The following is a 23,787-nucleotide window of genomic DNA, read 5'->3' as shown; positions in this document are numbered from 1 at the left end:
CTCCAGTGAGGGGTTAATTGTTATTAATTTCTATTCTTCGTCAGCTTGCCACGACTTCATTCGTGATTTGAGTTTTAACATGGCCTGACTGTGAATTTGACTGACTCTCGATTCACTTACATCAAGAACCTCACCAATTTCTCTTAGGTTCAGCTCTTCATCATAATACAGCGAAAGTACAATCGCTTCTCTTTCAGGTAATGTCGTAATTGCATGGGCAAGCGCTTTTTGGAAAGCGCCTTGCATCAAATCTTCCAGTGGTGCGTCGCTACCTCGATTTTGCTCTGTCGAAATAACATCTTCTGACACACCTAAATCTTCAATACCTACCAGCTTTCCGGCATTTACTTCATTAAGCATTTGGTGATAGTCCTGCAAGCTTACATTAAGCTTATCAGCAATATCAGAATCTCTAGCATCGCGGCCTGTTTCGCTTTCTACTTGCGAAATTGCTTCAGTGATCGCTCGGCCATTTCGGTGAACTGAACGCGGTGTCCAATCCCCTTTGCGAATTTCATCTAGCATAGCACCGCGAATGCGAATGCCGGCAAACGTTTCAAAGCTGGCTCCTTTTGAACCATCAAAGTTTCGCGCGGCTTCTAATAATCCAATCATGCCTGATTGAATTAAATCGTCTACAAGAACACTAGCCGGCAATCGCGCTATCAAGTGATGCGCTATACGCTTAACCAATGGCGCATGTCTTTCGACTAACTGCGCTTTATCGGTTTGTTGTTGATAAGCGGCTGCCTTGCTGTTCAACGCTGACTTCCTACGGCTTTTTCTGCAACTAATTGTTCAATGAAAAACTCTAAATGGCCACCTGGCTGCGCTGGAATAGGCCATGTTAAGGCTTTACTCGCCAACTGTGTTATTGCAACGGCTGCCGGTGAACCTGGGTAAGCATCGACAATGGCTGTTTGTTTACGCACTGCTTTACGAATGTTCTCGTCAAACGGTACTGTCGCCACTAATTCTAGTGCAACATCTAAAAAACGCCCTGTCACTTTGCTCAATTTACTAAATAGCTTTTGGCCTTCTCGCACGTCGCGCACCATATTAGCCACAACTTTGAAGCGGAAAACACCGTGCTCTCTATTCAGAATTTTTATCAATGCATACGCATCTGTCAATGAAGTAGGCTCGTCACACACAACGACCATGATGTCTTGTGAGGCTTTTGAAAAGCTCAACACCATGTCTGAAATACCTGCCGCTGTATCAACGATAAGCACGTCAATTTGCGAGCGCAGCTCACTAAAGGCACGAATTAGGCCAGCGTGTTGCGTTGGCGACAATTCTGCCATCGACTGCGTGCCTGATGTGGCAGGGGCAATCTTTATTCCGTGCGGACCGGTCACTAATACTTCATCAAGTGTACATTCGCCGGAAAGCACGTGGGATAAGTTTTTCTCAACACGCAAACCTAACATAACGTCTACGTTAGCAAGACCGAGGTCCGCATCGAGAACCATTACACGTTTACCTTGCTTCGCCATGGCGATAGCGGTGTTCAATGTAATGTTTGTTTTACCTACGCCACCTTTGCCACCGGTGACGGCGATTACTTTGATTAACCGTGATTGCTTCATTTTTCTTAAGCTACTCGCTTGGTCGTCAATCATACTGCTTATGCTGTTTTAATTGCGTTGTTACCACTAGTATGATTCAAACCGTACTTTTTATAAAGCTTTGCAGCAGCGGAAACCAAAGATTTCGCTTCTGCAATCTTAATGTCTTCAGGTACTTTTTGACCATCGGTGACATAACTAACCGGTAATTGGTATTCAACCGCTGCACTAAGCACCTCTCCTAAAGAGTAGCACTCATCTAACTTTGTGAAAATACAGCCACTTAGTTCAATATCATCATACGCTTGAATGATTCTCTGCAAAGCAGGATATTGCGTATTTGCTTGCGCTACCAAATATTTTTTAACATTTGGCATTTGTCCGTTATCAAACTGCTTAATTTGTTTAATTAATCGACTGTCTCTTTGACTAAATCCAGCCGTATCAATCAATACTAGTCGCTTATGACGAAGTTGGAATAATAAATCCGCAAGTTCTTCACTAGTCTGCGCTTTTCTCACCGTGCAGCCAATAATCTTTCCGTAAGTCGCTAGCTGCTCATAGGCGGCAATTCTATACGTATCAATGGTAATCATCGCAACCGACTCTGCACCGTATTTCTGCGCATAGCGGGCAGCAAGTTTCGCAACGGTAGTTGTTTTACCGGTACCTGTTGGCCCTACTAATGCAACAGCACCTTGTGCGCTAAGTATATCGTTTCCTGTCACATTTATGCGATTAGCCAATAGGTTAAGAAGATATACCCATGCATCTCGTTCGTTGTAATGTGACGGCGTATAGCTAATAAGCTGTTTCGCTAACGCGTTGCTTAACCCCATATCGGTTAAACGGGTGATTAGATATTGATGAACAGGTTTTTGACGTTTGTTCTTAGCTTCCATCAAGTCGGCCACTTGATATTGCAATACATCGCGAAGAGACGCTAGCTCTTCCTTGATTTGCGCAAGCTCCGCTGACTGCGTCACAGAGGTATCATCCATACTTGACGCTTGATGCTCTGGGAAAGCGTTCTGACGAACTGGTTCATGAGAAGACTGCTGGGCTTCTACGTCGTCAATAAAGGCTTCTGAGAAGTCTAAGTGCGAAGCAATTTCATTGGCGTGCTTAGCATTCGCTGTCATTGGTTGGTTAGGTTGCGCAGGACTCGCCACGCCATTATTTCCACCGTGCTGCTTTTCTAGCAGTGCTTTAAGGCTATCAGGACCGTCGTCACCAATGATTTCGCTCAAGCTAGGCACTGCCTTTTGACCGGGTGTTTTTGCAGCGGCTTGTGGAGACGCTTTCGGCGTAAACAACTTCGCTTCAGGCTCTTTGTCGTAGGCTGCGACAAGCTCAATACCGTCAGCGACTTTGCGATTTGACATGATCACAGCGTCACTGCCCAATTCAGCTTTAACTTGGCTTAACGCCTCACGCATATCTTTGCCGAAGAAACGTCTAATTTTCATTGCAACCTCTCCAATCACCCAGTGTCAGATTATTGACCGACCGAACTGACTATTTTTATTTGTTTGTCGTCAGGCACTTCTTGGTAAGACAGAACATGAAGCCCAACAACCGAATATTTTAAGAAGCGAGACAGAACGGGTCGTAGCATGCCTGAGGTAAGGAGTACTGCAGGCTCTCCTTCTAACTCTTGCTGCTGACTGGCTTGCTGCAATGATTTTTGCAGCTTGTCTGCCAGACCTGGTTCTATGCCAGCGCCATCTTCGCCACCTGCTTGAAGTGACTGGTGCAACATCTGTTCCAACTCTGGCGCCAAGGTTATGACAGGTATCTCTTTTGCACCTTGAGTAATTTCTTGGACAATTAAACGTTTAAGGGCAATACGCACTGCAGACACTAAAACATCGGGGTCTTGGCTGCGCGTGCCGTACTCACTGAGTGTTTGCACGATTGTACGCATATCGCGAATAGGCACGCCTTCAAACAATAAGGTTTGCAGTACCTTCACGACGGTGCTTAGAGGAAGAATGTCTGGTACTAATCCTTCAACCAGTTTCGGATGCTGCTTGGCAAGCATATCAAGAAGTTGTTGCGCTTCCTCGTGCCCTAATAATTGATATGCATTGTTAGAGAGTAATTGGCTTAAATGGGTCGCTACAACGGTCGCAGCGTCTACTACTGTGTACCCAAGGGTTTGAGCATGCTCCCGTTTATTGGGCTTAATCCATACTGCGTCTAAGCCGAACGCGGGGTCTTTAGTGGCACGCCCTTCTAATTTACCGAACACTTGCCCTGGATTAATAGCAAGTTCTTCATCGTGACTGATGATGGAATCGCCTATCGTTACGCCTAGCATAGCGATGGTGTAAGTGTTGGGCTCTAAATCCAAGTTATCGCGAATGTGGACAGGCGGAATAAGGAAACCCAGCTCTTGCGATAGTTTCTTACGTACGCCTTTAATGCGCGTCAACAACTCGCCACCTTGGGATTTATCGACAAGAGGAATTAAGCGATAGCCCACTTCCAATCCGATGGTATCTACCTGCTGAACATCATCCCAGCCAAGCTCTTTCACTTCAGGCGCAACCGATTCATCTTTTACCACATTGTCTGGCACTTTGGGCTCTGCGGCCTTTCTCTTTTCTTGGACCGACTGCCAGTAAGCAAAGCCTGCAATCAAGAATGAGAAGCCTAAGAATGCGATATGAGGCATCCCTGGAATGATACCCATCACAAATAGAACGCCCGAGGCTATATAAAGAGCTTGATTATTACCAAGCTGACCGCGGATTTCTTTGCCCATTTCCTGGGTCTCGTTTTCACGAGTAACGATAATGGCTGTAGCGACCGAAAGTAATAATGAAGGAATTTGCGCCACCAAACCATCACCGATGGTCAATATGGTGTAGATTTCTATAGCGTTACCGAATGAAAGCCCGTGCTGAATCATGCCAATAAAAAGACCACCGACAATATTAATCAGCATGATGAAAAGGCCTGCGACCGCATCACCCTTTACAAATTTTGACGCACCGTCCATCGACCCGTAAAAATCCGCTTCTGCGGTAATCTCTTCACGGCGTTTACGTGCTTGGTCTTGATCTATATACCCTGCATTTAAATCAGCATCTATGGCCATTTGCTTACCGGGCATAGCATCTAACGTAAAGCGAGCGCTTACTTCTGAAATACGTCCTGCGCCTGCGGTTACAACTTTGAAGTTGATAATAAGAAGAATGGCGAAAACAACAATACCTACGGCGTAGTTACCACCAATCACGACCTCACCGAAGGCTTCGATAACTTTACCTGCTGCATCGCCGCCTTCATGTCCGTAAAGTAAGACAACGCGAGTAGAAGCCACGTTAAGCGCTAGTCTCAAAACGGTAGCGATAAGTAACACCAAGGGAAAAATGCCGAAATCTACTGGACGCTGGGTAAGTACAGCCACCAAGATAATGACTAGCGACAACGCAATATTAAAGCTAAACAGCACGTCCAGTAAGAATGGCGGCATAGGCAATATAACCATGCCCATAATTGCCAAAAGGACGATGGGTGCGCCTAAACCACTGGTAAAATTTTGCAGCTGATTTTTATCGAATCGCTGAAGATAACCGGATAACTGCATGGCTTGGTGTCTCTCTATCAGAAAATTGACGCTTTATGTGAATCTTCTAGTGAGTTTTCAACTAACGTGCCAGCTTTGTGTTTTACGCAAAAGTTATCCAAATCTGAGCTGTAATCATGCGTGATTACTGTCTACAGTGACTTGTATAGGGCGATTAAGATTTTGTATCCGAGGGACATACGAACAGTTTATAATTACGTCACTATTCCTAGGGCCTACTCTTCGTTTTAAAAGGATTATTCATGGTAGTACTACAAAACCGTGTTGCAACGTTTTGTTGGGTCAGCCTTGTCATCATGCTGACTTTTAGTCATGTAGCTCATGCATCTAAACAACCTAACTTACGACAGCGTGTGGAGAATTTGCTAGTTGATTCAGTGGAGATATACGGTTCACAAAATAGTAACCCATCTCGTGTGTACAATAGAGTTTTGGTAAGCGAGGTCTACACTCAACAGGGCTACCAGCTTATATGGTTTGGTACTAGTGATGCTGAAAACCGTCTTCAGGAACTCCTCCATGAAATTGCTGATTCAGAGTTACATGGCTTCTCGCCCGAGTATTACCACGCGTCAATGCTCGAAAGTCGCGACGCCAACACGGCACTCTTAGATGTACTAGCAACCGATGCCTTCATCAGTCAAACTCTGCATCGATTAAATGGGCTTGTTAGCCCCGCCAATGCAGATTCGCAGTGGTTCCTTAAGCAAAGAGAAGCGGATCCTGTGGCATCGCTCAATCACGCATTAACTAACGGTGTTTCTGCAACATTGCGGGCCATGTGGCCATCACACCATGAATACCAGTTACTGTTAGAAAAAAAGCGTCGTTTACTCACGGCAGTTTCTACAGTTACCACACAAATTCCAGTTGGCCCAACACTTAAGCTGAACTCAACGAGCGAAAGAGTTGTGTTGCTGAAGTCTCGTCTTTTAGGGCCAGGCACCTATTCAGAGTTATTCGATAAAGATTTACTGGACGCGGTTAAGCAGTTTCAAATGTCTGCGGGCTTAGAGCCAGATGGTATCGTGGGAAGTTCCACTTTAGAAGCATTAAATGCCACCACGTTTTCTTGGTTAGAAAGAATTGATGCAAACTTAGAGCGTTGGCGCTGGCTCCCTCATCAAACTTGGTCAACATATTTACGCGTTAACATTGCGTCGTTTCAGTTGAGAGGATTTACTGAAGGTGAGGAAACATTGGGAATGCCTGTGATTGTCGGTACACCAGTGAGGCAAACGCCCGTTTTCGCTGAATCAATGAAGTATATGGTGTTTAACCCCTACTGGACCGTGCCTTTCAGTATAGCCACTAAAGACAAGCTGGCGAAATTAAAAACCAATCCTTCTTTATTGGTTGAGCAAGGTTACGAAGCCCAGCCCGCCGGTGTCAGCGGCTTCAGCCCTGTCGATGAGTTTGATTGGACAAATGTTAGCCGTGGTACATTTCACTATACACTCAGACAAAAGCCCGGTCCGCACAATGCCCTTGGTAAAGTGAAATTCATGCTTCCAAATAAGCATGCCATTTATCTTCACGACACGCCCGATCACAGCCTTTTTTCGAAATTAGAAAGGAACTTCAGCTCTGGCTGCATCAGAGTCTCTAACCCTTTGAAGCTGTCTCAATGGGTACTCACTCATTCAGGCCAGACAGAGGCAATACCGCAAGCTGAGCAATTACTTCAAAGTGAAGAGACCAGTACACTATATTTGAAGAAACCTATGCCTGTTCTTATTGTGTACTTCACAGCGTTTGCAGATGAAGCAGGAACCATTGTATTTCGCCGCGATGCATACAATCGGGACAGCCATATTATTGAGAAATTGAAGGAGTTTAAACGTGCGTAAGTGTTTGTTAGTGCTGATTGCTCTTTTAACTGTAGTGCGCGCCAGTGATGCGTTCTCCTTTGACAATGACATGCTCAACTCTAAGCTTGCTATTAATGGAAATACGGTCTCCTACCCTATTTTCTCTATTTTCGTAATGCCGAATAAAACGTTCACTGTTGAGTTTGACAACAAAAGCCATACTGGGAACTTTCAATTTCACCATGCGAACGGTGAGTCACTAAAGACGAGTTCGAACCTTCAAATAGTTAGCGGGGTTGTGGGGAAAGCGCCAATAATGGCACCTAAGAAATCAGGGCACTATGTACTTAAAACCACCAACGCGCAGTCAGGAGAAACTGCGACGCTCAACGTCTTTGTGATGACATCTTTGGAAAAGGTAGACAAAACAGGTAAGTTAAACGGCTACACAATTGGTAAATATCCTGATAAGCCTTTAAAAAACAACCCCATTTATTTACCCCCATCAGGACTTATTGAAGTATCGCCAGAACAAACGGACGTAAGGTTGTCGCCCAATTTCACCCTAGGTCAATTTCTATCCAAGCAGCAACAAGGATTTCCCAAATATGTACATTTGCGAGCAGGCCTTTTGTTGAAACTGGAAAAAATACTGCACACCTTAAATGACGAAGGGCATGCTGTTGAAGGCTTAACCATAATGAGTGGATATCGCACTCCGTTCTACAACAAAGCTATTGGCAATGTTCAGTACAGCCGTCACGTTTGGGGTGGCGCAGCGGATTTCTATATCGATCAGTCACCGAAAGATGGGGTGATGGATGACCTCAATAAAGACGGTGTGGTAAACCGCGAAGATGCGGTATGGCTCGCGAACTTTATATCAAACATGTCTAAACAAGGCGCTTTCGGTCCAAGAGTCGGTGGGCTTGGTATTTACGGTGCTAATGCGGCGCACGGGCCTTTTGTTCATGTGGATGTGAGAGGAACCCTAGCGCGCTGGTAGAATTGTTGGTTCGGGGCACATACCTATGCCCCACCTTCAAAGTCAATTTTCACCCATTCAGCAGTTGGGTTAGTGTCGGTACTCTGGTGGGATAGGCAAATCCCGTTTAAGTGGCTTAGGACGTTTGCCCTTACCTGCTCTATGCGCTTTTAACTGATAAACATGTGCGAGCACCTGCGCTACCGCCATAAATAAGGTGTTAGGAATTTCATCGTCCACTTCAGTGGAGTAGAAAATGGCGCGTGCAAGCATGGGAGAAGGGATCAACGGCACATCGTTGGCTGTAGCAATTTTTCTGATGTGCATCGCTAGCTCATCAGCACCTTTAGCGACCACAACCGGCGCTCTTACCCCTTTTTCGTCATATTTAATGGCAACAGAAAAGTGAGTAGGGTTGGTCACTACAACGTCTGCTTGCGGTACTTCCTGCATCATGCGCTTGGTTGCTGCTTGATATTGCAAACGGCGAATTCGGCCTTTAACCATGGGGTCGCCTTCCGCATTTTTCCGTTCGTCTTTAACCTCTTGCTTGGTCATCTTCATTTCTTTGTTGTGCTTATACATTTGATAAGGCACATCGATGAGCGCGATAGGGATCATGCCGCACACCAGAATAAGAAACGCCCACTTAAGCATGTCGAGTGCGTGAAAGATGTTTCCCGGATAAAGCTCCATATCAAGGTGGAGCGCTTCATCTTCAAAGAACAGTAACGCTCCGATGGCCATACCAATTATGACCACCACTTTCGCTATAGACTTGAGTAACTCAACCAAGCCGTTCATGCCGAACATACGCTTGAAGCCTTGAATAGGGCTCATTTTTGAACCCTTAGGTTTTGCACCTTCCCAGGTAAAGTTAAAACCGCCAAGGGCGATAGAGCCATAAATGCCCGCTATCATTGCCACAACCATGTATAGCAGCACGGCAGGACCTACTGCCGAAAAGGCTTCACCCCATGCGCCAAACATGTGGGTGATATCATAGGTTTCGTCACGAGAGAGAATGAACATTCTCTGAGTAAGTTTAAAAACAGATTCAGCAATCCACCCGCCCACAAACAAGAACATAAAAGCACTGACGATAAGTACTAGGGTCGTAGAGAGTTCACGGGAACGGGCTAGCTGCCCTTTTTTTCGGGCATCTTCGAGTTTTTTCCCCGTGGGGTCTTCTGTTTTTTCGCTTGAATCTGCCATGTTTTCCTACGAACAAATATTCAATAGTTCACACATAAACTGTTCGGCTCTATACCATTGGGTTTCGAAGTGTGCAGTAAAGTTATCAAGTGTTATCCAAATAATTAGTAACCCCATTACCTGAGCAATGGAAAAACCAATACTAAAAATGTTTAGCTGTGGTGCAGCTTTGGTCATTACGCCAAACGCCAAGTTCACGATAAGCAGCGAGACGATTGGCGCAAGGGAAAGGGTCACTGCCGATATGAACATCCAGCCGGCCCAATGGGCAATATCGCGAAACTGTTCACCGGTCCACCATGCTTCGCCTATGGGAAACGCCTCAAAGCTCATGACTATCATTTGGATCATGGACAAATGCCCATCCAAGGTCCAAAACAATAAGGTCGCTAGTATCAGATAAAACTGGCCGACTGCGGGCACGTTAATACCGTTTACCGGGTCAACGATTGACGCAAACCCCAAACCGGTTTGCATTGCTATAATTTGACCTGCAAGCACGAAGGTATTGAGCACCATCATTGATATAAAACCAATAGCAATGCCTATTAGCAACTGCTGAATAACGATTAAAAATGTGCCCACATCCACCAAATTTTCTATGGGTGACGGGGGCACTACCGGCATGATGATGAGCGTGAGCATTATACCCAACAAGGCTCTTACCTGCGGCGGAATGGATTTAGCACTCAAGCCAATCATGGCCACGAATAAGCCGCTAATGCGCATAAACGGCAGCAGCATGTCCGCTAGAAATTGATTGATGGTCGCGAGTTCGACTTCCACAGCTTTAGCCTTCTATCCCACAACCTGCGGGATCATATCAACCATTCTGAAAGTAAAGTCCATAAGCTGTTGCACCAACCAGTTTCCGCCCCAACTCAGCGCGAGAAGCGTTACAAGTAAGCGGGGCAAGAAACTCATGGTCTGTTCGTTGATACTGGTCGCTGCCTGAAAAACAGCGACAACTAGGCCTACGATCAAGCTTGGAACAATCACCGCAGATACCAACACAATAACCATGAACATGGCTTCTCGCAGTATTTCTACAAAGACTTCTGGTGACATAAGCCCTCCTAGACGCCCATGCCGAAGCTGGTCGCCAACGTGCCGAAAATCAAGTTCCATCCATCAACCAACACGAACAACATGAGCTTAAACGGTAAGGATACAATCATAGGTGAAAGCATCATCATACCCATAGCCATCAATATAGACGCTACCACCAAGTCAATGATGAGAAAGGGAATAAATAGCATAAAACCGATTTGAAACGCGGTTTTAAGTTCACTGGTTACAAAAGCCGGAATTAGAATGGTTAGCGGTACTTCATTGGTATCAGCGTATTTTCCTTCGTCTCCGGCTATTCGTACAAACGTTTCTAGGTCTTTAACCCGTGTTTGCGAAAGCATAAACGCGCGCATAGGGCCTTTGGCTTGCTCAAGAGCGTCTAAACTGGTGAGCTGCTCGTTAAGATAGGGCTGTAAAGCTCGCTCGTTCACCTCTTCGAATACCGGCGTCATAATAAACATGGATAGAAACAAACTAACGCCAATGAGTATCTGGTTTGACGGTGATTGTTGTAAGCCAATCGCCTGACGCAAAATAGACAACACCACAATAATACGCGTGAAAGAGGTCATCATCATGATAAACGCAGGAATAAGGCTTAGCGCTGTCATGATAAACAGCGCTTGAAGCGTCATGGTGTAGTCTTGAGAACCATCTTGATTGGTTGTCACCGTGACTGCAGAAATCCCCTGTTGAGCATAGGCGGGCTCAACGAGAAGTAATAAGGGCAGTATTAAAAGTAGCCAGGCAAACTTACGCATCTCTCGACTCTTCCTTTGTTTTATTCTTTTCTATATTCGGGTTGAGCTTTCCCGCCATGGCAGCAACAAGTTTTTGTTTAAACGCATCGGCACCATTTTGTTGCTCGCCTGTGGTTTTGTTCACACCTTTCACAGGCACATCGAGATTCTTATCTAATTTGCTTAAATGAGAGATGTTTTGACTGGTAACACCAATGAGGTGCTGCTCTTCACCTACCTGAATCACCATGATTTTTTCTTTTGTGCCAACAACCATGCTGGCCGCGACTTTCATTTGATTTCCCCCCATCGCAGTGACATTAAATCGACGCATCACATACGCCAGGGCGAAAATGACGCCAACAACGACAAGTAAAGAAAGGAAAATTGACAGTACCGACGTGGGATTGGTGATTGACTGGGTCGACTGCGCGACGGCTATCTGGCTAAATAAAAGGGGCAGCATTGCGCAACCCCTTACTTTATAAGAAGTTTTATCTGAGCTTCTTGATTCTCTCAATTTGACTAATAACATCCGTTAATCGAATACCGAATTTGTCGTTGACCACTACTACTTCTCCATGAGCAATCAACGTGCCATTAACTAATACATCTAGTGGCTCACCGGCAACACGATCCAGCTCCACCACAGAACCCTGGTTCAACTGTAGCAGATTTCGGATACTTATTTGACTACGACCGACTTCCATCGAAATAGTCACAGGTATATCTAGAATGGTATCTAGCTTTTTCTTTTCTTCTTGCGTAATCGGCGCGTCGTCAGTTAATTCGTCAAGTTCAGCAACTTGTACGTCTTCGTTATCGCCAGCCTCTTGTTCCGCTTCAGATTCGGCTTGTTCGGCCATTGCCGCTGCCCAATCGTCCATACCGTCTTCACTCATGGGAACTCCCCTCTACCTTACAGGTCTTCTTCGAGTACTTGCAGTTCTGCGTCATTATCAATAATGCGCCCACCGCGGGTTAATAACTGTAGCTCAGACTTCACTGAAGTCGGTCTTGCAATCTTCTCTACAATTTTCAGTGCCAAATTGTCGCGACTGCGACCTAATTTAGCCCTGAATGTGGGTAAATCTTCAATTAATACTGTGATGGTTTCTGGCATCTCCACAGGGATGATATCGCCAGGTTTAAACTCCATCACATCGCGAAGCGGTACATCAACGTCTAGCATATGCGTAGTTAACGCCACCTTAACGTCCATGATTTCATCGCGAAGCGCCTTACTCCAACGTAAGTCTGTATCTTCTTTATCGCTTTGAACACCTGCATCAAGCAATTCGCGAATGGGCTCTAACATTGAGTATGGCAAGGACACGTGGAAGTCGCCACCGCCGCCATCGAGTTCGATATGGAACGAGCTGATGACCACCACCTCGGTCGGGCTCACAATGTTCGCCATCGCAGGGTTTACTTCTGAGTCCAAATATTCAAACGACACATCCATGACCGGTGCCCAGGCTTCTTTATAATCTTCAAAGATTATTTTAAGCAGCATCTGGATAATACGGCGCTCCGTTGGCGTAAACTCCCGGCCTTCAATTTTCGCATGATAGCGACCATCACCACCAAAGAAGTTGTCTACCAGAATAAATACCAAGCGGGCTTCCATGGTGATAAGCCCCGTACCTTTAAGTGGACGGAAACGCACCATGTTCAAACTCGTTGGAACGAATAACGTATGAATATATTCGCCAAACTTGATCATCTGAATACCGTTAATCGATACTTCAGCTGAACGTCGCATCATGTTGAACAAACTCACACGCATGTGACGTGCGAAACGTTCATTAACTATTTCAAGCGTAGGCATACGCCCACGCACTATTCTGTCTTGCGAGGAGAAGTCGTACTCGAGCGTAGAAGCATCAGAGTCGCTGCCGCCGACCTCTTCTTCTTCTACATCATCTACCCCGTGTAATAGGGCATCGATTTCATCTTGAGATAATAAATCACTCACCGTCTTCTACCTTACTTAGTCAATGCATTACTGCATGACAAACCCAGTGAACAATACGCGCTCAACTACATCGCTGCCCGTAATGTCCTTTAATGCTTTTTGTACTTCAGTTACTGCCTGCTCGCGAAGCTCAATTTTACCGGCTTCGGTAACCAGATCGTCTGCGTTTGAAGTACTAAAAGCCTGTAGTAATGTCCCTTCAATTAGCGGTATATGCGTCTTCGCCAGCTCTTCATTGTCAGAACCGCGCACAAGCAACTGCACTTTTATCTGAACCAACCTGTCTCTTCCTGCGCCCGGCACGTTAAAAACAAATGGTCGTGGCATCGCTACGTAAAGCGCAGTGCCCATTTCAGCTTGTCCTGCTGCTGATGCTGGTGCACTCGCAGCCGCTGCGGCAGCATCAGTCTCGGCAAGCTGTTCGGCTGCTGGCTCATCACCGCCTGCGAATAATAAGAAATAGGCAGCTGCACCGCCTCCTAAAAGAACCACAGCGATAATGATGATCAACATCATTTTGCCTTTCTTTTTACCGCCTTCTTCTACTTGTAATTCTTCTTCAGCCATGTGTAACTCGTCAGTAATGCTCGGAAAAAACGTATTATCAAGGTTCCGTCAAAAATGGCAATGCCATTATTTGAGGAAAACAATATGTGTACGGGTAATTTTTTGCGTCTTCACGCTTCCTATTACCCTCTAATATCACCTACTGCTCACTCCTTTCATTCAAAACATAGCAGCGTTTACGTATTCTCTCTATGCGACCTATTGGTAATAATTCATACGGGATGTGGTTAAGCGTAAAAGTCTATGCCGCCCTTGTCCGCGCGCGAAATCGACTGCTCAATAACCCGCATGCCATCCGTGTCATCTACACCGTCATTTTCTCCACGATCCCCAGCTCCCTGACCTTGGTGACTGTTTCCTGCAAGTTGCTGGCCATTTTCTTGACCAGAAGAATTATCTTTCCTAACTTGGGCGTCGCCTAACTCAATACCCTGTTCTGAAAGCATATCCCTTAGCTTAGGCATAGCATCGGCCAACGCATCTTTAGCTTGCTGTGATTGCACAACAAAGCTGACGCTTGCAGCGTCACCCGCCACATTTACTCTCACCTGCATACTGCCAAGCTCGGGAGGATCTAAGCGAATTTCAGCCATGGTATTTCGCGCATTAACCATCCAGCGAATTTTCTCACTAAGCTGCTGCTGGCCGTCGCTCTTATGAATATTGACCGCTTTATCAAAACCTTCAAACTGCTGCTGAGTTTTTGACGCTTCAGCGCGAAGCTGAGAGTTTTCCTGCATAACCGATTCAGCTGGATTAACCAATCCAGCAATAGCGTGTTGAGCACTTGCTTGCGTTTGCGTCATCAAATTTAAGAATTGACTGGCTTGACCGTCTACACGCGCTGTCATTGAAGCAACCACATCAGCACTTACCGCAGCATCTTTCGCGGCATCGGCAACAATAGTTGATAAATCAATGCCAGGCTCTCTACCTTGCTGGACTTGTTGCTGAAACTCGTTAATGCCAGCGATAATGTTAGCCTTCACCGCTTGTTGCTGTGCACCACCAGGCAGAGCCGCGACTACACGCTCTGCAAACGCTTCTGTTGCCTTTTGCGCGCTTTGTGGCGATAGCTCACTTATCGCTGAAAGCAGGTCGCTTGAAATTTCTGTAGCACCAAAAGAATCAACTACCTTGGTTTGCTCGCCGCTGTTATCAACGTTTGACAGCCCCTCAGACGATACTGATTTAGCGTCGTTTGATGCTGCTGTATTTACCGCCACGCTGCCGGCAACAGCTGCCTCTGAAGTTAACTCGGCCAATAACTCTTGAGCCTCGGCGAGATTGTCATCAAGAGATTTGGCCTGAATATTGTTAAGTTCATCTGCTAGTAGACTTAGTACGAGCGATTCTTCGGCCGATTTTTTACCGCTTTCAGATAGCCCATTTAACGTTTCTAACATACCGCTTAATGCACTTGCGGCTTCAGTGTCTGACGCTAGACCTTGTTCAGGGTTTTCTGTGTTCTCAGTCTGCATGAGCTTGGCAATTAATGCTGAAAGCTCATTGTCATTTTTTACTTTTTTATCTGAATTAGTATTGATATCGGTTTGCGCATTTGAAGACGCATTGTTCGCTTCACTATCACTTCCACTCTGTTGATTGTTAGCGTTGCCACCAATAAGAAGTGAAGTTAGTGCAGTGAGTGTTTGTTGTGCTTCAGACGACAGGGATTCGATGGCTAATTCACCATCATTGTTACTATTAAGTTGCGACAACAGATGAGCCATGACCGATGGCATATCGCTCGCATCCACATCCTCCGGAAGCTTCCAAAGTTTTCCGCTTTCTTTTATAGATACGACGTTAACTGCCTCGCCTGCAGCTTCAGAGATACCCTTATCTTCTGTGGTACCTGATTCACCTGAAGATTCATCACTTTTTCCAAAACGATTGGCTACCGTCTCAACGTAGGCAATCCAGTCTGGCTCGCCGTCGTCTTTGCTTGGCTTTCCGTCTGGCGTGCCAGGTGAGGTTATAACGCCAGCCTCGGCATCTTTCCTGCCGCCTTCTCCAATGACATACTGCGCGTCGGTCACGTTTTTTTGTTCAACGGCGCCTTCAGCGTCGTCAATAACGAGATTGGTATTTTCACCGTCAGTTGAAGGCTGCGTTGTCGTTGCTGAACCTTGCGCAACCTCGTGTGCACCAAGCGTTGCATTTTCTTCTTGATTTGCATTATGAGAGTCAGCTTCAGACTCAGCTGGAATATCTGTCACTTCGTCACGAACAGGTAAATCCGTATGTCCCGCATCGCGGTCTTTACCATTTTTGATCGTGTCACTGGAGACTGAAGATTGGGGAGCCGCTTTGTCCGAACGGTTTGCTGTTCGAGATTGAGCAACCTGATCTTCTTTTTCGTTTAAAACAAAATCTGACTTGGTCGTTTTCGCGTCTTGATAAAGTCGGTTAAATGCTTGGTTATTTTCATTGTTCGCTTGTTGCTGAGTTCCGATACCCGTTCCAACGGCTTTCGCCGTACCAGAAGCAGAGAATGGTAATGCGGCAATGTCTGTTTTATGTGCGGCAACTTGTTGCATATTGTCCTACCGTCCTACATTTAAATCGTCTTTCACCAAGAAGACGTATCGTGATGCGAATGATTCACGTGGCGTTTTATTACAAAAAACTTGATGCCATTTCATCGCAAACCCACCAACGCTTACTTTATTTACAATCACTTAGCATTACTTAGTCAGCATGTATCGCTATGATTTTTCGCTACGGCCCTTAGTCGCCCTCGCTGAATTTCAAACGCTATACTGTGTGATGAAACTCAAAGAAACGGTGATTTACCGTAGTAGCGATTGCAAAGTAATTACGTCGCGCTAGTACATTATGAAATGGTTTTTGCAAGGGTTGAGCCAAAGTGGCAGAGGCTCGACTAATTATCAGAAAGACGAGCGCTTAGCTCTGAAAAATCGTTGGGTAGCGAACTCATCCATCATGGCCTGCTCAGCTCTGGCTTCTTTTTTCTGCTCTGCCAACTTTTTCTTATCTAGCAACAAGGTAACAGCTTTCACTTTTTGTTGTTGCTTTAGCCAAAGTTGCTTTCGCTGATCCGCCGCCATTTGTGCACGAGCAATCACTTGCATCTGTTGTTCGCATGCTTTATCCAGTTTTCCAACGAAGGATAAATGCTGCTGATAATAGGTGGCGGTAACACCTGCTTGACCGGTTTGTTGAATACCTTTTATGTAGTCAATGCGGTACTGCTCAAGACTGGTTAGCTTTTGCTTTTGCTGATTAACGTTCTGTTGGGCCTGTTTGTAGTATCGGGCTTCTCGCTGCTCTTTTTCGCGCTCGAATTCAGCTAAACGTTCTAGTTGTTTAGACATTATGCGATACCTTTTGGAAGGTTGATGACTTCTGGATCATAGGCAAGCTAACTTGCATTGCAGCGCTATACATTAGCCTTGCCCCAGCCCTTTAGCCAGTGCAGCCATGCCTTCTAAGCTCTCGTCATACGGTATGACTTGTTTCATCCCTTGCTGCAATAAAGCGTTGATTGCAGGCTCTGCGCGAATTGCCAGATCAATACGCGGGTCTGATCCTTTCGCATAAGCGCCAATAGAAATGAGGTCTTGGTTTTGTTTGTAGTTTGAATAAACTTGTCGAATACGACGCGCCATCAATTGATGTTCTTCGCTCACGACCATAGGCATTACACGACTTATTGACGCCTCAATATCAATAGCAGGGTAATGACCGCTATCGGCAAGGGTTCGCGACAACACTACGTGACCATCCAAAATTGCGCGAGCGGCGTCGGCAATTGGGTCTTGCAAATCGTCACCTTCGGTTAGCACCGTATAAAAAGCCGTGATAGAGCCTTGCCGTTCGCTGCCGTTACCTGCACGTTCTACTAGTGCGGGCAGCCGAGCAAACACCGAAGGCGGATAACCTTTTGTGGCTGGTGGCTCACCCACAGCTAATGCAATCTCACGCTGCGCCATGGCATAGCGAGTTAACGAATCAATCAGCAACAGCACCTTCATACCTTTGTCGCGGAAGTACTCAGCAATCGTTACCGCCGTTTCACAGCCCTTTAAACGCATAAGCGGTGAAGTATCGGCTGGCGCTGCCACTACAACCGCCCGTTGGCGTTCTTCTTCTGTCAGTATTTCGTGGATAAACTCTTTTACTTCTCGGCCACGCTCACCTACAAGCCCAACCACGACCACATCGGCTTCACAGCCTCGGGTCATCATGCCAAGTAGCACACTTTTACCCACGCCACTTCCTGCAAAAAGCCCCATACGCTGACCAACGCCAACCGTATTTAACGCATTGATGGCACGTACGCCAACATCCATAGGGGTGTTGATTGGACGGCGAATGAGCGGGTTCATAGGAGGACGCGTAGTGGGAGCTCGCGCTTCGGCATTGATTTCACCCAGTCCGTCAAGTGGCTGACCGTTGCCATCGACTACACGTCCCAACAGTCCCATACCTACCGGCAAACCGCTTTGCCGGTTTAACGGCATAACGCGACTCCCTGGCACAATACCGCGAACCGCTTCAGTGGGCATCAAATAGGTAATATCATCACCAAAGCCAACCACTTCAGCTTCTATTTCGCCTTCGATGGTTTGCACTAAACATTGACTGCCCACCGGCAGCTGGCAACCTACAGCTTCAAGGGTAAGCCCTATGCCCCGGACTAATTTTCCCGCCGCAACAACGGGTGGCGATGTCACTTGTTTAGTAAGTGATTCAAAATGGGCATGCCAAGGGCTAGTCATTAGATAAACCTTGGTTTAAAAGAAACTTATCGATAACGTCGCGGCATCGACGCTCAATCGACACATCTACGGCATTTTGCGCAGTGGTAATGTCACAGCCACCGCGTTCCATTGCTGGTGCTTCAACCAAATTCCAGCCTTTTTTGGTCATTTCCTCTTCACCAAAATGCTCTTTTACCAATTCAATATCTTCAGGATTCATATGAATTTGATAGTCAGCTTGATTAATTGGTAGCGCCTTAATACCTTCGCTTAACGCCTGCATTATAACCTGTTGGTTAGTACTTACCTCTATTTTAATAACTGCTTTTGCAAGAGTTACGGCGAGTTTTACCAATTGGTCTCGGGTTTCATCGTTGGCTTGCGAGAGTGGGTCGTGAAATTTTTCAGCAAGCATTTGCCACACTTCGGCTTGTGCCGTCATTTGCTGGCGGCCTTCTTCAAGCCCTTGTTCAAGCCCTTCGGTGTGACCTTGCTCTTTACCTTCCGCTAAACCTGCTTCAAGGCCTTGCGCTTTTCCTTCTTCAAAACCTTTTTCTTTACCTTCCTGATAACCTTCATCATAAGCAGCCTGACGTATAGCTTCTATTTCTTCAGCGGTAGGCGGCTTAATCTCTTCCTCAACTTCAGGCGGTTCATACTTCCAGTCTGAACGTTTGTTTAACGCGTTGGTCGGCTCGTTTTCTCGGGGTGCAGTGGGGTCATCAACGAAAGGTAGGTCCCATTTTTTAGCTTCATTTACTTCGTTTTCGCTGAAACTTTTTTTGGCAGTCATATATTTACCTAGGCTAAATGAGTGACGGGACTAGCGTTCCTACAGGAACTCTTCGCCACCGCCACCACCAAGCATGATTTCACCAGAGTCAGAAAGTCGACGGGCAACAGAAAGGATCTCTTTCTGCGCTGTTTCCACTTCACTAATACGCACAGGACCGAGCGCTTCCAAATCATCATTAAGCATTTCAGCAGCACGCTTAGACATATTGCGCATAATTTTGTCTTTAAGCTCTTCGTCAGCACCTTTAATGGCTTTAAGCAGCGCGTCTTGCTGTACTTCGCGCAGTATGGCCTGAATACCCTTGTCGTCTACATCGACTAAATTGTCGAATACAAACATCAGGTCTTGAATTTGCTGGCTCATCTCTTCGTCTTGCTCGCGAATAGCATCCATCAACTGACCTTCTATCGCGGTATCTAGGTAGTTCATGATGTTCGCCGCTGACTTCAAGCCGCCCATTTTGGCTGCTTGTGTACCCGCTTGACCTGCAAACTGTTTCTCCATGATTTCGTTCAGCTCTTGTAGTGCAGCCGGCTGAACTTCCTCAAGATTTGCTATACGCATTAGCAAGTCGAGTCGTACTTTTTCAGGGAACTGCGCCAATATTTCAGCACTTTGTTCAGGCTCTAAATAAGACAATACGATAGTTTGAATCTGCGGGTGCTCATTGCGAATAATGCTAGCTACTTGCTTAGAATCCATCCATTTCAATGAGTCTAGGCCTTTTGCACCGCTTCCCATCAGGATTTGATCAATTAGGTTTGCCGCCTTATCTTCACCTAACGCGGCTGTTAGCGCACGTTTAACAAAGTCTTGGCTTTGGAAGCCAATGGTACTGTAATTCTGAATTTCTTCGATAAAGTGCTTATGAACCGCCGTAATTTTGGTTTGCGTCATATCGTCCACTTTTGCCATTTCAGTACCGAGCTTTTGTACTTGCTTGGGCTCTAAGTGTTTCAATATCTGGGCGGCGTCTTCTTCAGAAAGACTCAGCAGCAAGATGGCCGCTTTTTCTACGCCTTCTAATTTACTGACGTCGTATGACGGCTCGTCAACATTGGCAAGTTCTTCAGCCATAATCTTATCTCACTACTCGTCTTGCATTAACCAGCCCTTCACTACTTGGGCTGATAACTCAGGTTCATTGGCCACAAGGGCACGTACAGCTTTAAGTACATCTTCATCTTTGTGCAGGTCAGGCAGCATGAGTGAACCATCTGGCGCAAAACCTACCTGTCCTTCGTCAAAGTCAGACGTTAACATGCTAATGGTGTCATCGCCTAAATCTAAGCCCTCATCTGCATCAAATTCATCGGCGTCGTTCGACTCATCAGGATTAATAAGACGACGTAGCATAGGACGAATCACGAAGATGATAAGCACTATTATAACCAAGCCACCAACAACTAGCTTAAGAATTGGTAGAAATCCGGGCTGCTCCCAAATAGGCGCGTCTTCAATTTCCCCTGCGTCCATCCGAGTAAAGGGCACGCTTACAACTTCTAACGAATCACCACGGGTAACGTCAAAGCCAATGCCGCCCTGTAAAAGCCTACGTATGTTGAGAATCTCTTCTTGTTTACGCGGTGTTGGCGTCATCGCACCGTCTTCACCCGCAACTTGGGTATAGTCCACCGCCACAGATACACTTAATCTGCGAATAACCCCTGTCTGTTTCTTGGTATGACTGATAGTGGTATCAAGTTCGTAGTTGCGCGTAGACTCTTTTGCTGTGCGCCCAGGCATAGTTTGTTGACTGCCGCCCACTGCATTTTCTGGAATATTAGAATCTAACGGAGGCTGATTAGACAGTGCACCAGGAATACCGCCAACACCGCCACCTACGCTGTTTTCTTCCATTATCATTTCACTGCGAACCGCAGGTAAATCAGGGTTGTAGCTACGCTGTGTTTGTTCCATAGCTGTAAAGTCCATGGTAACGTCAGCTTGTGCTGTGTAGTTACCTATGCCCAATACTGGAATCAGTATCGCGTCAATTTTTTCTAAGTACTCTTGCTCACGCTGGCGCTCAATCTCGTATTCTTTTCTGGCACGAGCACTCATAGAATCTTGAGAGCCTGAGTTAAGCAGACGACCATTGCTGTCTGTTACGGTTACCTTAGACGGCTCCATGTTTTGCACTGCAGACGCCACAATATCGACAACAGCATCAACCTCTTCACCTGCAATAACGGCACCGCGCTTAGCCGTTAGCACAACGGTTGCCGACGCTTTCTTCTCTCTTCGCGCAAATACGTTCTCTTTAGGCATAGCTAACAAGACACGGGCTTTTTGAATGCTCGCGATATCTTCGATGGTAGCCGCGATTTGTTGCTCGCGGGCGTGTTTTAGACGTTCCATCTCAACACGCTGGCTCACGCCAAACCCCATATCCTGCATAATGATATCTGTACCGGCATCAGAGGCCTTTGTTAACCCTTGGCGGGTCATGCCTAAACGGATGTTTTGGAATTCGTCACTTCTTACGTAAACAATATTGCCTTCAAGCTTATAGTCGATTTGGTTTGCATCCATATAATCGAGGGTTTCAATAAGCTCTTGGGTTTCCATTTTCGCAAGTGGACGGTAATCAGGTTCTTGCGACCAGATAAGAATAAAAATAGCGATGGCGACGCAGATTACCAAAACAACCACAAGGGCCATTTGGCGCATCATATCTGCGCTACCTAAAGTGTCCATAAAACCAGATTTGTTTTCTGGCTCATTGTCCACTGCTTGATTTTGATCAGGAACCGTAAGGTTTGTACCTGTAGCTTCAGCCATAACCTACTCCACCTACACCGGCATATTCATTATTGTTTTATAGGCTTCAAGTACTTTGTTACGCACTTGAACAGTGGCTTCAAAAGCAATGCCTGCCTTTTCTTTCGTCAGCATAACTTGAGCTAGGCTTAAGTTAGGGTCGCCCATTTCAAAACGCTGCTGCGCGTCTTTAGATTCGAGCTGCATGCCGTTTACACCATCTACCGCATTCTTTAGCATGGTCGAGAAATCACTTGCCGAGCTATTAACTTCACTAAGCGGCTGCTGTTGAGGCTCATTAACTTGAAGACGAGTTTGCCCAATCATGTTCTGCATTTCTTGATACAAACTATTGGCTTTAACGTCCATAACCACTCCTAGTGCTTTTTCGAGACCGCCTGAACATCGGCGTATAACTTATGTATAGAGGGGATTTAGCAAAGGGCTTGCCAACTTTAAAAAACTATACATATCAAGAAGATAAATCAAAAATAAGAGGGTTAGCCAAATTTATGGCGTTTGACTTAGTGTGAGCAACAAAAAACCGCCGCCTTCTTTACTACAGAGGCGACGGATAAGGACGAGGAAACCGAAAGTGTAGAAAGCGACCTTATGCGGGCACTTCAATACCGTCTTCGCGCATGCGCGCTAATTTGTAACGAAGGGTTCTTGGACTAATGCCGAGCTTTTCTGCCACATCTTTACGCTTGCCGTTACACGACACCAATGTATCGAGGATAATTTGATGTTCTTGGTAGCGCAGCTCAGACCCTAGCCTATTATCTTCAACATGCTCTTGCGGTGTCTCAACAGGTGCAGTCATGTCTTCGTCAATCATTAAATCGCTGGCGTCGATTTCATTGTGTTCGCATAAAATAAGCGCCCGTTGAACCACGTTTTCTAGTTCGCGAACGTTCCCTGGCCAGCTGTATTGTGACAGCTTATTGCGTGCTGCTGCGCTTAACCTGATAGTACCCAGCCCTTGAGAACTAGCGTGACGCTGAACCAGATGTTCGGCGAGAGGGACAATATCACCCGGACGTTCCGATAGCGGGCGCCACTCAATAGGGAATACATTTAAGCGGTAGTACAAATCTTCTCTGAACTCTCCCGCATCCACTGCTTTTCTCAAATCTCGGTTACTTGTAGCAATAACACGGACGTTGAGCTTAACGGTTTTACGTCCGCCAAGACGCTCTACTTCGCGCTCTTGTAACACGCGTAGCAGTTTAGCTTGAAGCGCCAAATCCATCTCGGTTATTTCATCAAGTAACAGCGTACCGTCTTGGGCTTGTTCAAATTTACCCGGGCAAGCTTGGATTGCGCCGGTGAACGCACCTTTTTCGTAACCAAACAAGGTCGCTTCTAGCATGTTCTCTGGTATGGCTGCACAGTTGATGGCGACAAATGGCGCATCACTTCGCGGCGACTGATCGTGAATATAGCGAGACAGCACTTCTTTACCCGAACCGCTTGGTCCCATTACCATCACAGTGGCGTCGGACTTCGCGACTTTGCGAGAAAGCTCAAGTAACTTCAAGCTTGAAGGGTCAGCAACAATAGGCGTGCGTGACTCTATTTTTTGAGCCGGCGCGTAGCGTCCCACTAAATTAAGCAGTACTTCTGGGGCAAACGGTTTGGATAGATAATCTGTTGCGCCATCGCGCATTGCCTGCACGGCATCATCAATAGTGGCATAGGCTGTCATCAATAGCACCGGCATATTGGGGTACTTAGTTTTGATACTTTTAAGTAGCGTTAAACCGCTCATTTCGCCCATTTGAATATCGCTTACCACTAAATCGACGGAGCGCGAAGACAGCACCATTAACGCTTCTTCAGCACAGTCAGCGGCAACAACCTCATAGTTACCTAACAGAAGGGTGTCTAGGAGTGCTTCGCGTAATCCTGCGTCATCTTCAACAATTAAAATGGTAGTTTTAGACATTATTCTCTCCTATG

The 23,787-nt window shown here is 46.1% G+C and carries 22 protein-coding genes; 2 read left to right on the top strand and 20 right to left on the bottom strand.

Annotation, left to right across the window (positions count from 1 at the left end):
- Positions 1–30: 30 nt before the first annotated feature.
- From BZA03_RS00510 to flhA, 4 genes are read right to left on the bottom strand one after another with little or no spacing between them, the layout of a single operon-like run.
- The gene (locus BZA03_RS00510) at positions 31–762 is read right to left on the bottom strand and encodes an RNA polymerase sigma factor FliA (RefSeq protein WP_014948649.1); all 732 of its coding nucleotides are present in this window, start codon (positions 760–762) and stop codon (positions 31–33) included.
- Complete coding sequence (locus BZA03_RS00505) at positions 759–1,625, bottom strand: MinD/ParA family protein (protein WP_110287695.1); 867 nt, start codon at positions 1,623–1,625, stop codon at positions 759–761. The genes BZA03_RS00510 and BZA03_RS00505 overlap by 4 nt, the downstream gene beginning before the upstream one ends.
- A gap of 5 nt (positions 1,626–1,630) precedes the next feature.
- Entirely contained in the window at positions 1,631–3,040 is a 1,410-nt protein-coding gene (gene flhF / locus BZA03_RS00500; RefSeq protein WP_014948647.1) for a flagellar biosynthesis protein FlhF, read from the bottom strand.
- Between the two features lie 29 nt (positions 3,041–3,069).
- Complete coding sequence (gene flhA, locus BZA03_RS00495; protein WP_039224872.1) at positions 3,070–5,169, bottom strand: flagellar biosynthesis protein FlhA; 2,100 nt, start codon at positions 5,167–5,169, stop codon at positions 3,070–3,072.
- Positions 5,170–5,411: 242 nt separating this feature from the next.
- Here flhA and BZA03_RS00490 point away from each other — a divergent pair, with 242 nt between their 5' ends.
- Positions 5,412–7,019: a murein L,D-transpeptidase gene (locus BZA03_RS00490; protein WP_110287694.1), complete on the top strand. Its 1,608-nt coding sequence runs from the start codon at positions 5,412–5,414 to the stop codon at positions 7,017–7,019.
- Complete coding sequence (locus tag BZA03_RS00485) at positions 7,012–7,986, top strand: D-Ala-D-Ala carboxypeptidase family metallohydrolase (RefSeq protein ID WP_110287693.1); 975 nt, start codon at positions 7,012–7,014, stop codon at positions 7,984–7,986. Before BZA03_RS00490 ends, BZA03_RS00485 begins: the two co-directional genes overlap by 8 nt.
- A 69-nt stretch (positions 7,987–8,055) precedes the next feature.
- Here BZA03_RS00485 and flhB read toward each other — a convergent pair whose 3' ends face one another.
- From flhB to BZA03_RS00405, 16 genes are all read right to left on the bottom strand, one after another.
- On the bottom strand, positions 8,056–9,180 hold the full coding sequence (gene flhB, locus BZA03_RS00480; protein WP_110287692.1) for a flagellar biosynthesis protein FlhB: 1,125 nt from the start codon (positions 9,178–9,180) through the stop codon (positions 8,056–8,058).
- 6 nt (positions 9,181–9,186) lie between these two features.
- The gene (gene fliR, locus BZA03_RS00475; protein ID WP_110287691.1) at positions 9,187–9,966 is read right to left on the bottom strand and encodes a flagellar biosynthetic protein FliR; all 780 of its coding nucleotides are present in this window, start codon (positions 9,964–9,966) and stop codon (positions 9,187–9,189) included.
- A 12-nt stretch (positions 9,967–9,978) separates the two neighbouring features.
- On the bottom strand, positions 9,979–10,248 hold the full coding sequence (fliQ, locus tag BZA03_RS00470; protein ID WP_012517675.1) for a flagellar biosynthesis protein FliQ: 270 nt from the start codon (positions 10,246–10,248) through the stop codon (positions 9,979–9,981).
- An 8-nt stretch (positions 10,249–10,256) separates the two neighbouring features.
- Positions 10,257–11,012, bottom strand: a complete 756-nt coding sequence (gene fliP, locus BZA03_RS00465) for a flagellar type III secretion system pore protein FliP (protein WP_110287690.1) — start codon at positions 11,010–11,012, stop codon at positions 10,257–10,259.
- Entirely contained in the window at positions 11,005–11,457 is a 453-nt protein-coding gene (fliO, locus tag BZA03_RS00460) for a flagellar biosynthetic protein FliO (protein WP_110287689.1), read from the bottom strand. Before fliO ends, fliP begins: the two co-directional genes overlap by 8 nt.
- A 28-nt stretch (positions 11,458–11,485) precedes the next feature.
- Complete coding sequence (gene fliN / locus BZA03_RS00455) at positions 11,486–11,893, bottom strand: flagellar motor switch protein FliN (protein ID WP_014948639.1); 408 nt, start codon at positions 11,891–11,893, stop codon at positions 11,486–11,488.
- Between the two features lie 17 nt (positions 11,894–11,910).
- Positions 11,911–12,969: a flagellar motor switch protein FliM gene (fliM, locus tag BZA03_RS00450; protein WP_014948638.1), complete on the bottom strand. Its 1,059-nt coding sequence runs from the start codon at positions 12,967–12,969 to the stop codon at positions 11,911–11,913.
- Positions 12,970–12,996: 27 nt separating this feature from the next.
- Complete coding sequence (gene fliL / locus BZA03_RS00445) at positions 12,997–13,536, bottom strand: flagellar basal body-associated protein FliL (protein ID WP_039234237.1); 540 nt, start codon at positions 13,534–13,536, stop codon at positions 12,997–12,999.
- A 227-nt stretch (positions 13,537–13,763) separates the two neighbouring features.
- Complete coding sequence (locus tag BZA03_RS00440; RefSeq protein ID WP_110287688.1) at positions 13,764–16,079, bottom strand: flagellar hook-length control protein FliK; 2,316 nt, start codon at positions 16,077–16,079, stop codon at positions 13,764–13,766.
- Positions 16,080–16,430: 351 nt separating this feature from the next.
- Positions 16,431–16,877: a flagellar export protein FliJ gene (fliJ, locus tag BZA03_RS00435; RefSeq protein WP_110287687.1), complete on the bottom strand. Its 447-nt coding sequence runs from the start codon at positions 16,875–16,877 to the stop codon at positions 16,431–16,433.
- Between the two features lie 72 nt (positions 16,878–16,949).
- Positions 16,950–18,284 (bottom strand): flagellar protein export ATPase FliI, encoded by a 1,335-nt coding sequence (gene fliI / locus BZA03_RS00430; RefSeq protein ID WP_014948634.1) that lies wholly within the window; start codon positions 18,282–18,284, stop codon positions 16,950–16,952.
- Positions 18,277–19,059, bottom strand: coding sequence for a flagellar assembly protein FliH (gene fliH, locus BZA03_RS00425; RefSeq protein WP_110287686.1), 783 nt, complete (start codon positions 19,057–19,059; stop codon positions 18,277–18,279). The genes fliI and fliH overlap by 8 nt, the downstream gene beginning before the upstream one ends.
- A gap of 39 nt (positions 19,060–19,098) precedes the next feature.
- Entirely contained in the window at positions 19,099–20,139 is a 1,041-nt protein-coding gene (fliG, locus tag BZA03_RS00420; RefSeq protein ID WP_014975903.1) for a flagellar motor switch protein FliG, read from the bottom strand.
- 12 nt (positions 20,140–20,151) lie between these two features.
- On the bottom strand, positions 20,152–21,846 hold the full coding sequence (fliF, locus tag BZA03_RS00415; RefSeq protein ID WP_014948631.1) for a flagellar basal-body MS-ring/collar protein FliF: 1,695 nt from the start codon (positions 21,844–21,846) through the stop codon (positions 20,152–20,154).
- Between the two features lie 12 nt (positions 21,847–21,858).
- A complete protein-coding gene (gene fliE, locus BZA03_RS00410; RefSeq protein WP_014948630.1) occupies positions 21,859–22,194 on the bottom strand; it encodes a flagellar hook-basal body complex protein FliE in 336 nt (111 codons plus the stop codon).
- A gap of 241 nt (positions 22,195–22,435) precedes the next feature.
- Positions 22,436–23,773, bottom strand: coding sequence for a sigma-54 dependent transcriptional regulator (locus BZA03_RS00405; protein ID WP_049588047.1), 1,338 nt, complete (start codon positions 23,771–23,773; stop codon positions 22,436–22,438).
- Between the last annotated feature and the right edge of the window lie 14 nt (positions 23,774–23,787).

Origin of the sequence: Alteromonas sp. I10, from assembly GCF_003201515.1 — a bacterium.
GTDB classification, from domain to species: Bacteria; Pseudomonadota; Gammaproteobacteria; order Enterobacterales; family Alteromonadaceae; genus Alteromonas; species Alteromonas macleodii.
The sequence above is the reverse complement of the archived record's forward strand: the minus strand, read 5'-3'. Positions and strand labels throughout refer to the sequence as shown.